The sequence below is a fragment of the Bacillota bacterium genome (genome assembly GCA_036504675.1).
Lineage (GTDB): Bacteria > Bacillota > Sulfobacillia > JAJYWN01 > JAJZPE01 > DASXUT01.
Window position 1 is genome coordinate 1 of the sequence record DASXUT010000188.1, and the last position, 11672, is coordinate 11672.

Here is an 11672-nt window from a genome sequence, read left to right on the forward strand (position 1 = left end):
CCGCCCTCCGGACCGTGGACCCCGCTCGGCGGGCGCAGGCCTACGCCGAAGTGATGGGGGCCATTGATGCCCGGATCCCTTGGGTGCCACTGTTGGGCCAGGCCGGCCTCGTGGTCGCCAAACCGGGGCTCTCCGGACTGACCCTCGGGGGGGCCGACGAGGTCCTCCTGTACGGGGCCTATTGGCAGCCGTCACGCTGAGATCACCCGCTGGTTGCCCCAGACCGTGTCCGAACGGGACTTCCGCAACTGGGCGGCGAACAAGATGATCAGGCCGACGACCATCCCCGAGGACCTGCCTGAATTGCTGCTGGAGCAGGCGACCGCGCGTGAAGCCTTGAGGATATCCGTCGAGCAGCATCGCCAGTTGGCCGTCACCTTGCGGGGAGGGCAGCAAAAGCGGACCTTCGACGACGCCCTGAGCCAGTCGATGACGGGGCAGCCGCTATTGAAGACGGGGACGATCGACCTGATCATCGGGAGCGGTGGCGTCCTCTCCAATGCCCCCCGCCGCGCCCAGGCCGCCCTGATCCTCATCGACGCCTTTGAGCCCGGCGGCATCTGCCGGCTCTACGTGGACAGTCTCTTCATGCTCCCGCACCTCGGCGTCGTGTCGGAGGTCGATCCGGACATCGCCCTCGAGGTCTTCGAGAAAGATTGCCTCGTCCCCCTGGGTACCTGCCTCGCCCCGATGGGCCGGACCAGACCGGGCCAAACCATGCTGCGGCTGACCATGACCACGCCGAGCGGGGGGACGATCGTCGCGGAGGTCGCCGGCGGCAGCCTGAAAGTCATTCCCCTGCCGGTCGGCGGGACGGCCAGGGTTGTCGCCGAACCGGTCCGGGGCATCGATCTCGGACGCGGTCCCGGCCGGCGGGTGGAGGGACTGGTGGGTGGTGGTGTCGTCGGGCTGATCCTGGACGGCCGGGGCCGTCCGCTCTTCCTGCCGAAGGACCCCGAGCAACGTTCACGGAGTCTCATCGACTGGTGGCGAGCCATGGAGGCCTATCCCCTGGACCACTTGAGGGGCGCCGTTTGGTGCCAGGGGGGGGACGGACCATGAACGAGCCTTCGGCGCCCAGGCCGGGCGGCGGGAACATCATCCGGTCACGTGGTCGAAGTCCCGGTGGAACGGCGGCTCCTGGAAACCGAGGTCCGCTCCAAGGTGGTCCGCGTGCGCTGGGACGACGGTAGGTTCGTCGACGTGCCGTTGGCCAACGTCGGGGTGGTCTGAAGCGGCGGGGCGTCCGGCGCCAACGACTGATCGATGCCGCCCCGTCCCTGCGTTGCAGGCCGTCCGCGGCCTTTCCCGGCGGCCGGTGGCTGAACCTGCTGCAAGCTGGGAGGCCATTGCTTGACGGGTTTTCCGGCGAGTGGTAAAATGTACTCGTTGTGCGTCAGTTCTCTGATGGCACAACTGTTGGAAAGACATACTTGCGGGCTCGGCGGTCGAGACTAGATACCGGGACGGCTCCGCTCAGCGGCGCCGGCGGAATCCCTCCGATCAGCCCGTCATACGGGGAGTTGTCAGATGGCTACTCGATGCGATATCTGCGGAAAAGGCCCCATCACCGGAAGAGCGATCATTCGCCGGGGCGCGGCCAAACGTCGCGGCGGCGCCGGTCAGAAGATCACCGGTACGACCCTTCGCCGCCAATACCCCAACGTCCAGACGGTGCGGATCGTGGTCAACGGCACGCCGCGCAAGCTGAACGTCTGCACGAGCTGCCTAAAGGCCGGCAAGATTGAAAGGCTCCGGATGGGGGCCAAGGTCTGAGCGAGGCAGGAAAGGACCGCAAGGTCCTTTTTTGATGCATCATGCTTGACCCCGGCCGCTGGCTACAGGCGACCGGTTTCTTATGTAAAACAGAGAGACGGCTGGGCGATGTCGACATAACGTCACAAAGAACCACGCCTAGCTGCTCTTATATAATGAAGGGCCGAGCCGGGAAAAAGAGAGGAAAAAGCCCGCCGCCGTCGAAAGCAAGCCGCCCGCAACACCCGGGGGGAGGCAGGACGATGACGGTGGCGAAGCTCTTGGCCCTAAGTTCGATACCCGGTCTTGGGCCGCGCCGGATGGCCGACCTCCTGGCGGCCTTCGGATCGATCGGAGCCCTCTTCGAAGCCCGGGCCGAGATTGTCAGGCTCGCGGCCAGGCTGCCGGCGGAGGCCGCGACCGAGTTCCAGCCGAGCGCCCTCGAGCGGCGGCTTCGCGACGCCGAGGCTGAGCTCAGACGTCTTGGCGATGAGGGGGGCTGGGCGGTCGGCCTTGACGACCCCGACTACCCCGCCTTGCTGAGAACCATCCCCGACCCACCGCCGGTCCTCTTCGGGGTCGGCCGACGGCAGGCCCTCACTGAGCGGGCGGTGGCCGTCGTCGGCACGCGACGGGCGACGCCGTATGGGGCGGCCGCGGCGAAGATCGTCGCCGGAGACTTGGCCTCCGCGGGGCTGGTCGTGGTCAGTGGACTGGCTCGTGGCATCGACGCCATCGCCCATCAGGCGGCCCTGGACGAGGGTGGCTCGACCGTCGCCGTCCTGGGCTCCGGTCTTGGGCGGGTCTACCCGTGGGAGAACCGTGGGCTGGCCAGGGCGATCCGGGACGGCGGAGCCGGGGCCGTGGTCTCCGAGCACGTCTGGGAAACCGATCCGCGGCCGGGCAACTTCCCGGCCCGCAACCGGGTGATCAGCGGTGTCTCGCTGGCCGTCGTGGTCGTGGAGTCAGATGAGAAGGGCGGTGCCCTGATCACCGCCGATTGTGCTCTCGAGCAGGGCCGGGAGGTGTTGGCCGTACCCGGCCCGATCACCAGCCGATTCAGCCGAGGTCCTCATGCCCTGGTTTACGACGGCGCGAAGATGGTCAGGTCGGGCCAGGACGTCCTGGAGATCCTGGGGATTCCTGCCCGCGCGCCGACCGGGGCGCGGAGCGGAGCGAAGGAGCCGGCGGGGCCGATGGCCCGCGAGGCGCTGATCGTCCTGACTGCCTTGGATGTACTGCCCACCAGCCTCGATGAGTTGATCGAACGGACCGGGCTTGCCCCCGAAGCGGTGGCCGCCGTCACCAGCATCTTGGAGGTCGACGGCCTGGTACGAAGGATGCCCGGGCCGGTCTTCGTTCGGCTCAACAGTTGAGTCTTGGGAGTCCCACCTAGGAGGTAGCCCATTGGCGAAGCCGCTGATCATCGTGGAGTCTCCGGCCAAGGCCCGGACGATCGAGAAGTTCCTCGGCCGCCGCTACACGGTCAAGGCCTCGATGGGACATGTCCGCGATCTCCCGAAGAGCCAGTTCGGGGTGGATGTTGACGACGATTTCCGACCCAAGTACATCACCATCCGGGGCAAGGGCGAAGTCCTCAAGACGCTGCGGGACAGCGCCAAGAAGGCGAACAAGGTCTTCTTGGCCACCGACCCCGACCGCGAGGGCGAGGCGATCTCCTGGCATCTCGCCGCCGTCCTCGGCCTCGGCGACGACTGCGAATGCCGGGTCGAGTTCCATGAGATCACCAAGGACGCCGTGACCAGGGCGATCAAGAAGCCTCGCTCCATCGACACCCATTTGGTCGACGCCCAACAAGCCCGGAGGATCCTCGACCGGATCGTCGGCTACCGGCTCTCGCCCCTCCTCTGGCGCAAGGTCCGCCGCGGCCTGTCGGCCGGCCGGGTCCAGTCGGTCGCCGTACGGCTGATCACCGACCGCGAGGAAGAGATCAAGCGCTTCGTCAAAGAGGAATACTGGACCATCGAGGCGCGCCTCAAGACGTGGGCCGACGGGCAGGCCTTCTTGGCTCGTTACGTGGGGCCGGAAGGGCAGAAGGTCGACCTGAAGACCGGCGCCGAGGTCGACCGGATCCTGGCCGACCTGCGGCCGGCCTCCTTCACCGTGTTGTCGGTGAAGCGACGGGAGAGGCACCGCTCGCCGGCCCCGCCCTTCACCACCTCCAGCCTGCAGCAGGAGGCTTCTCGCAAGCTGGGGTTCACCGTCCGCCGGACGATGGCCCTGGCTCAGCAGCTCTATGAGGGCCTGGATCTGGGCCCGGCCGGAACCGTCGGTCTGGTGACCTATATCCGGACCGACTCCACCCGCGTCGCCGACGAGGCCCATCGCGAGGCCAGGGCCCTGATCAAGGAACGCTTCGGGGCCGATTTCGTGCCGTCCGAGCCGCGGGTCTATGAGGACAGGCGGGGGGCCCAGGGGGCCCACGAAGCGATCCGGCCGACCAGCCTGGACCGCAGCCCGGAGTCGGTCAAGGAGTCTCTCACCCCGGAGCAATACAAACTCTACCGGCTGGTCTGGGAACGTTTCCTGGCCAGCGAGATGAGTCAGGCCGTGCTGGACACGGTGACCGCCGACATCGCCGCGGGAAGACACTCCCTCCGGGCGACCGGCTCGACCGTCCGCTTCCCGGGCTTCATGGCCATCTACACCGAGGGGCAGGACGAGGAGCAAGGACCCGAGGAAGAGGAAGGACTCCTGCCGGAGCTGGCCGAGGGGCAGCCGCTCGAGGTCCAGAACCTCGATGGGCGCCAGCACTTCACCCAGGCACCCCCCCGGTATACCGAAGCGATGCTGGTCAAGGTCCTCGAGGAGAAGGGGATCGGCCGGCCCAGCACCTATGCCCCGATCATCGAGACCATTCAGTTCCGCGGGTACGTGGCCAAGGAGGACCGCCGCTTCCTCCCGACGAACCTCGGCACCCTCGTCATCGACCTGCTCAAGGAGCACTTTCCGAAGATCATCGATGTCGAGTTCACGGCTCAGCTGGAAGACCGACTTGACGAGATCGAGGCCGGTCGGAGGGAGTGGCAGAAGGTAGTCGGCGAGTTCTACGACCCCTTCGCCATCGACCTGTCCAGAGCCGAGGAGATCATCGGTCCGCTCGACCTGCCCGAGGAGGAGAGCGATCAGGTCTGCGACAAGTGCGGGGCCCGGATGGTGGTCAAGTATGGCCGCTTCGGCAAGTTCCTGGCCTGCCCGAAATTCCCGGACTGCAAGAACACCAAGCCGTTCGTCGAGGTCCTTCAGGCCAAGTGCCCATCCTGCGGGGCTCCGATGGTCGAACGCAAGAGCCGCAAGGGGCGGCGCTTCTATGGTTGCAGCGCCTACCCAGACTGCAGGTTCGTCTCCTGGCAGAAGCCTGTCGACCGGAACTGCCCGGAATGCGGGGCCTTCCTGGTCCAGCGGAAGAGCAAGGCCGAGGGCGACTACTACCAGTGCTCTAGAGAGGGCTGCGGCTACAAGGAGTACGGTGAGCCGGAAGGGACCGGGGGCGACTAGGAGGGGCGGGGGAGGGAGGGTCCTTGGAGTCGGTGATCATCGTCGGAGGGGGCCTGGCCGGCGCTGAGGCAGCCTGGCAGGCGGCGTCCCGCGGGGTCGCGGTAACCCTGCACGAGATGCGGCCCGGGAAGTCGACCCCGGCCCACCGCACCGGACTCCTGGCCGAGTTGGTCTGCTCGAACTCCCTGGGAGCCGATTCGGGCGACAACGCCCCGGGCCTGTTAAAACAGGAACTTCGGAGACTGGGATCGCTGATCATGAGGGCGGCCGACGAAAGCCGCGTTCCCGCCGGCAACGCCCTGGCGGTGGATCGCGGGACCTTCGCCGGCGCGGTCAGCCAGGCCATCGTGGGTCACCCGCTGATCCATGTGGTCAGGGAAGAGGTCGAAACCATCCCGGCGGCCGGACCGGCGATCATCGCCACGGGCCCGCTGACTTCAACGGCCATGGCCGATTCGATCGTCACCTTCACCGGCTCCGATGGCCTTTCGTTCTTCGATGCGGCGGCTCCGATGGTCGCCGCCGACAGCATCGACTACTCTAAGGTCTACCGGGCCTCGCGTTATGGTAAAGGTGGGGAGGACTACCTCAATTGCCCGCTGGACCGCCAGGAGTATCTGGCCCTGCGCCAGGCCCTCCTGGAGGCCGAGCGGCATCCGCCGGAGGACGTCGATAAGTCGGTCTTCTTCGAGGGCTGCCTGCCCGTTGAGGAGTTGGCCAGACGCGGCGAGGAGACCCTCCGTTACGGCCCGCTCAAGCCGGTCGGCCTGCCCAACCCTCGTGACGGCCGCACCCCCCATGCCGTCGTCCAGCTGCGTCAGGACAACCGTGAAGCGACCATCTTCAACCTGGTCGGCTTTCAGACCAGCCTGCGCTTCCCGGAGCAGAGGCGGGTCTTCAGGATGATCCCCGGGCTGGAGCAAGCTGAGTTCGTCCGCTACGGGGTCATGCACCGCAACACTTACCTGCGGTCGCCGGGCCTCCTCGGGCCGACCTTGGCCACCATCGAGCGCCCTGATCTCTTCTTTGCCGGGCAGATCACCGGGGTCGAGGGCTACCTCGAATCGACCGCCACCGGCCTGGTTGCCGGGATCAACGCGGCCCGTGGGCTTCGGGGACTTGAACCCGCCGGATTCCCACCGACGACGATGATCGGGGCCCTCTGCCGGTACGTCAGCGAGGCCGATCCCCATCATTTCCAACCGATGAATGCCAACTTCGGCCTGTTCCCCCCGGTGCCGGGGATCAAGAGGAGAGAGAAGAAACAATTCTTGATTTTGCGGGCGACGGAAGACCTTGGTAAGGTCTTGAATATTGTGAATTGAACTGGACACATCACCCCCGGGGTGCTACAATATGATGATGGATGGTCAGGGAGCCAAAGCTACCGAGCTCGAGGGGTACGTCGAGGGGTTTCTCACCACCCTCCGGACGGAGCGGGGTTTGGCCCAGAAAACCCTGGCCGCGTACCACATCGATCTCGGCCAGTTTTTTGCCTTTGTGGCCGGGGAGGACCCGGGTTTTGGAGCGCTTCGCCGCGGGCCCGCCGGCGCTTTGGAAGCCCCGGCCAGCAGCGAAGTAGCGGCGACCCGGGCGGCCAGGACCGGTCCCCTTGACTATCGGCTGATCCGGGCCTACCTTGGGGAACTCCAGCGACACGGTTTCAGTCGCCGGTCTGTCGCCCGGAAGCTGGCGGCCCTCCGGTCCTTCTTCAAGTACCTCGATCGGGAAGGGATCCTCCTCCGCAACCCGATGGTCGGTGTGGCCACCCCCCGTTTGGAGCGCAAGTTGCCACCGTTCCTCTACCAGAACGAGATAGAGAGCCTGCTGGCTCAGGCGGACGGAGGCACGGCCCTGGGCCTGCGGGACCGGGCCGTCCTCGAGTTGATCTACGGGTCCGGTCTGCGGGCTTCCGAAGCGGTCGGGTTGGACTTATCCCATCTGGACTTCGCCGATGAGTACGTCCGGGTCTTCGGGAAGGGTTCCAAGGAACGAATCGTCCCGATGGGAACGGCGTCCCTCAAGGCTCTCGGCGACTACCTGCGGGGAGGCCGCCCCCGGCTTACCGAGTCAGTGGGCGGGCCGTTGTTCGTCAACCGGTTCGGCCGGCGCCTGAGCGACCGTGGACTGCGACGGCTGCTCCAAAAGTACGTCCGGCAGACGGGCATCGCCCGGCATATCACGCCCCATGCCCTGCGCCATTCGATGGCCACCCACATGCTGGAGAACGGTGCCGACCTGCGGACCATCCAGGAGTTGTTGGGACACGCCAGTCTCTCGACGACCCAGATCTACACCCACGTCGGGAGGCGGCACCTCAAGAGACAATACGACCAGGCCCACCCGCGGGCCTAGGGGGAATCGGGAAGCGTGGAGGAGACGGGCCAGATAATGGGGACGACCATCGTCGCCATCCGGAGGAATGGTCAGGCGGCCATTGCCGGCGACGGCCAGGTGACGGTGGACAAGACGGTCTTGAAGCACCGGGCCAAGAAGGTCCGGCGGATTTATGGCGGCAAGGTTCTGGCCGGGTTCGCCGGGTCGGTGGCCGATGCCCTGACCCTGTTTGAGCGGTTCGAGGGGAAACTCGAGCAGTTCCAGGGCAATCTACCGCGGGCCGCCGTCGAGGTGGCCAAGGATTGGCGGACTGATCGGGCCTTGAGACGGCTTGAGGCGCTGCTCATCGTGATGGACCGCGATCATCTCCTGGTCGTGTCGGGGAACGGCGAGGTCATCGAGCCCGATGACGACATGGCGGCCATTGGCTCCGGAGGGCCATACGCATTGGCGGCGGCCAGGGCTCTGGCCAAGCACACCGTCCTCTCGGCGGCGGAGATCGCCCGTGAGGCCCTGGAGACGGCGGCTTCGATCTGCATCTACACCAATGACCAAATCACCGTCGAGGAGCTTTAGGCCATGGCGACCATGACTGAGGATTTCACCCCGCGCCAGATTGTGAAAGAACTGGACAAATACATCGTCGGCCAGGAGAAAGCCAAGCGCTCGGTGGCCGTCGCCCTGCGCAACCGCTACCGGCGTCGGCGTCTGCCTGCGGGGGCCCCGCTGAAAGACGAGATCGTCCCAAAGAACATCCTGATGATCGGGCCGACCGGCGTCGGCAAGACGGAGATCGCCCGCCGGCTGGCCAGGATGGTCGGGGCGCCGTTCGTCAAAGTCGAGGCGACCAAGTTCACCGAAGTCGGCTATGTCGGCCGGGATGTCGACTCGATGGTCCGCGATCTGGTCGAGACGTCAATCCGGATGGTCAGGGCCGAGCGGATGGCCACGGTTGAGGACAGGGCCATGGGCTTGGCCGAAGCCAGGCTGATCGAGGTCCTCGCCCCCATCCCGCGGCGGGAGGCCGCCTCGAGGAATCCCTTCGAGGCCCTTTTCGGGGGCCTGACTGGACAGCGGGAGACCCACGAAGACGACGATGACTTCCGGCACGAGCAGGTTGAAGCCGGCCGGCGAAGGGATGAGATCCGGCGGCGACTCGGGCTGAAGGAGCTCGAGGACGACCCGGTCGAGTTGGAGGTGGAGGCCAGCACCCCGTCGACGGTGGACATCCTCTCCGGGGCTGGGATGGAGGAGATGAGCATTAACCTCCAGGACCTCTTCGGCGGGATGCTTCCGAAGAAGAAGCGGAAACGGCGGGTGACGGTGGCCGAAGCCCGCAAGATCCTGGCCCAGGAGGAAGCGGCCAAGCTGATCGACATGGATGAAGTCCAGGCCGAGGCGGTGGCGAGAGCCGAGCAGATGGGCATCATCTTCATCGATGAGCTGGACAAGATCGCCGGCCGCGAGCAGGGGCACGGTCCGGACGTCTCGCGGGAGGGCGTTCAGCGGGACATCCTGCCGATCGTCGAGGGCTCGACGGTGGTCACCAAGTACGGCCCGGTGAAGACCGACCATGTCCTGTTCATCGCCGCCGGGGCCTTTCACATCTCGAAGCCGTCGGACCTGATCCCCGAGCTGCAGGGTCGCTTCCCGATCCGGGTGGAGCTCGGGTCCCTCTCCAGGAACGACTTCAAGCGCATCCTGACCGAGCCGGAGAACGCCCTGACCAAGCAGTACGGCGCCTTGCTCAGCGTCGAAGGGATCGAACTGGTCTTCACCGCCGACGCCGTCGACGAGATCGCCGGGCTGGCCGAGAAGGTCAACCTCCAGGCGGAGAACATTGGGGCGCGACGGCTGCACACGGTGATGGAACGACTCCTCGAGGATCTGTCCTTCGAGGCGCCGGAGGTGACTGAAAGCCGGGTCGTCATCGACCGCCAGTATGTCCTGTCCAAACTGGCGGACATCGTCAAAGATGAGGACCTCAGCCGCTACATCTTGTGAGTGGGAGCACCATGGTTCGCCGCGCAGGTCGCGGAGAGCCAACGACAATACACAGAGACTACCCCAGAGGGGTCGCCGAGGGAGGCACACCAGATGCAAAGCCTATTGGAGAAAACACGCCAGATTTCGAAGCTCGTCCAGAGGACGGTCGGGCATCCCGTGCAGTTCGAGGAGATGTCGACGGTCCTTTCGGACCTCATTTCAGCCAACGTCTACTTGGTGTCCAACCAGGGTCAAGTGGTGGGGTACGCGCTCGTCCACGAGTTCGAGTGCGAGATCATGCGGGACGAGGTCCTCAAGGCCGGTCGGTTCCCCGCCGAGTACACCCAGGGGCTCCAGCGGGTCGATGAGACCCTGCCCAACGTGACCCAGGAGTCCCAGAAATGCGCCTTCAAGAAAGGCGAAGACTGCATTGCCTCGCTCAAAGTGACCACGCTGGTCCCAATCTACGCTGGCGGCGAGCGTCTCGGCACCCTGATCCTGGCCCGGTTCGGCGCCAAGTTCAATGACGAGGATCTCATCTTGGCGGAGTACGGCGCCACGGTGGTCGGCATCGAGATGATGCGGTCCAAGTCCGAGCGAGTCGAGGACGATGCCCGCAAGAAGGCCGCCGTCCAGGTGGCCATCGGCACGCTCTCTTACTCCGAGCTCGAAGCGGTTCAGCACATCTTCGACGAACTGCAAGGGAATGAGGGACTGCTGGTCGCTTCGAAGATCGCCGACCGGGTCGGCATCACCAGGTCAGTCATCGTCAACGCGTTACGTAAGTTCGAAAGCGCCGGCGTCATCGAGTCGAGGTCGCTGGGGATGAAGGGTACCCACATCAAGATCCTCAACGACCGGCTGGTCAAGGAACTGAAGAAGATCAAGTGACTTCGGACACGAGGGTCCGGCCCGGCCGCTTCCGAGCCGGTCCGACCCTTGACCGATAGAGCGAACAAGGCCGGCACCGGACAGGGGTGGCCGGCCTTGTTCGTTCTTCGGCCCCCGGGTCACCCCGGTCATAAGCCGTCCGTCTCCCCGGTATAATAACGCGGTAAGCCGCTGGACCGGGGGGAGAGACCTTGCCTAACAGGGGTGTCAAGAGATCTGACGGTCGCCCTTACGGGGGCCTCCGCTTCCTGGCTGGATTCGTGGCCGGGGTCGTCGTCAGCCTGATGGTCGGGGGCGGTCTCGTGGCCGCCGTCGCCCACCGGGGGGTGGGGGTGGCGCTGGACCTCGAACCGCTGGCGGGGGCCGTCCGCGAGCAGGTCCGAGCCCAAGCGGCCGAAGCCCTTCCGCAATTCATCGTCCAGGCCAAGCAGGCCGTCCCGGCCGAGGTCTCGGCTCAGGTCAAGGGCCGCCTCGGCGGGGCCACCCTCCAGATCGCCGACCTCACCCTGACCTTCCCGGCCGATGTCCTCCAGGGCCTGGAGGATCGAATAGTGGGGATCATCGAGGAGGTCGTCGGGGAGATCCTGGACCAGATGGACACAGCCGCGGCGGCCGACCGCCTGGCCGAGCAGGCTGGGCGGATGGTCCGCGACGGCTTCGGGCCCGACCTCGCCGCTCTGGACATCAGGGTCAGACTGCTGCCGTGGCTGTCGGTGCCGGTGATGTTCACGAGCAAATAGGCCCGACGCGTTGCCAAGGCTTGTGCGGCCATGGTATACTATCTGCTGGTGCCTTTTTCAAAACCGCACGTCGGTTGACCGACCGGTGGTGCCCCCGAGCAGGGGGTGCCGGTTCGGGAAGAGACCGGCGGAGGCCTAAAACCGACGGGGGGAGGTGAAACTGATGTCTGTTATCTCGATGAAACAACTGCTCGAGGCGGGCGTCCACTTTGGTCACCAGACCAGGCGGTGGAACCCGAAGATGGCTCCCTACATCTTCACCGAACGCAACGGTATCCACATTGTGGACCTTCAGAAGACGGTGAAGAAGGTCGAGGAAGTCTACGGCTCGGTCCGCAGCCTTTCGTCGCAAGGCGGCACAGTGCTTTTCGTCGGTACCAAGAAGCAGGCCCAAGAGGCCGTCCGTGAGGAAGCCACCCGCTGCGGTATGTTCTTCGTCAACCA

General features: G+C 65.7%; 13 protein-coding genes. All 13 read left to right on the forward strand.

The window, feature by feature from the left end:
• Nucleotides 1-200, forward strand: a 200-nt coding sequence (locus tag VGL40_14680) for a hypothetical protein (GenBank protein ID HEY3316506.1), incomplete at its 5' end; no start/stop codon positions are given.
• A 25-nt stretch (nt 201-225) separates the two neighbouring features.
• Nucleotides 226-1062 carry a glutamate mutase L gene (locus tag VGL40_14685; GenBank protein ID HEY3316507.1) on the forward strand — a complete coding sequence of 279 codons (837 nt, stop codon included), beginning with the start codon at nt 226-228 and terminating at the stop codon, nt 1060-1062.
• A gap of 48 nt (nt 1063-1110) precedes the next feature.
• On the forward strand, nt 1111-1233 hold the full coding sequence (locus tag VGL40_14690; protein HEY3316508.1) for a hypothetical protein: 123 nt from the start codon (nt 1111-1113) through the stop codon (nt 1231-1233).
• Nucleotides 1234-1530: 297 nt separating this feature from the next.
• Entirely contained in the window at nt 1531-1776 is a 246-nt protein-coding gene (gene rpmB, locus VGL40_14695; protein HEY3316509.1) for a 50S ribosomal protein L28, read from the forward strand.
• Nucleotides 1777-2018: 242 nt separating this feature from the next.
• Nucleotides 2019-3131, forward strand: a complete 1113-nt coding sequence (gene dprA, locus VGL40_14700) for a DNA-processing protein DprA (GenBank protein ID HEY3316510.1) — start codon at nt 2019-2021, stop codon at nt 3129-3131.
• Nucleotides 3132-3162: 31 nt separating this feature from the next.
• Nucleotides 3163-5274: a type I DNA topoisomerase gene (gene topA, locus VGL40_14705; GenBank protein ID HEY3316511.1), complete on the forward strand. Its 2112-nt coding sequence runs from the start codon at nt 3163-3165 to the stop codon at nt 5272-5274.
• A 23-nt stretch (nt 5275-5297) separates the two neighbouring features.
• On the forward strand, nt 5298-6599 hold the full coding sequence (gene trmFO, locus VGL40_14710; GenBank protein HEY3316512.1) for a methylenetetrahydrofolate--tRNA-(uracil(54)-C(5))-methyltransferase (FADH(2)-oxidizing) TrmFO: 1302 nt from the start codon (nt 5298-5300) through the stop codon (nt 6597-6599).
• 31 nt (nt 6600-6630) lie between these two features.
• Nucleotides 6631-7629, forward strand: a complete 999-nt coding sequence (locus tag VGL40_14715) for a tyrosine recombinase XerC (protein HEY3316513.1) — start codon at nt 6631-6633, stop codon at nt 7627-7629.
• 36 nt (nt 7630-7665) lie between these two features.
• The gene (hslV, locus tag VGL40_14720) at nt 7666-8187 is read left to right on the forward strand and encodes an ATP-dependent protease subunit HslV (protein ID HEY3316514.1); all 522 of its coding nucleotides are present in this window, start codon (nt 7666-7668) and stop codon (nt 8185-8187) included.
• Nucleotides 8188-8190: 3 nt separating this feature from the next.
• A complete protein-coding gene (gene hslU / locus VGL40_14725; GenBank protein ID HEY3316515.1) occupies nt 8191-9615 on the forward strand; it encodes an ATP-dependent protease ATPase subunit HslU in 1425 nt (474 codons plus the stop codon).
• A 93-nt stretch (nt 9616-9708) separates the two neighbouring features.
• Entirely contained in the window at nt 9709-10488 is a 780-nt protein-coding gene (gene codY, locus VGL40_14730; protein ID HEY3316516.1) for a GTP-sensing pleiotropic transcriptional regulator CodY, read from the forward strand.
• 191 nt (nt 10489-10679) lie between these two features.
• Entirely contained in the window at nt 10680-11228 is a 549-nt protein-coding gene (locus tag VGL40_14735) for a hypothetical protein (protein HEY3316517.1), read from the forward strand.
• Nucleotides 11229-11391: 163 nt separating this feature from the next.
• A partial coding sequence (gene rpsB / locus VGL40_14740) for a 30S ribosomal protein S2 (GenBank protein HEY3316518.1) occupies nt 11392-11672 on the forward strand: 281 nt, incomplete at its 3' end.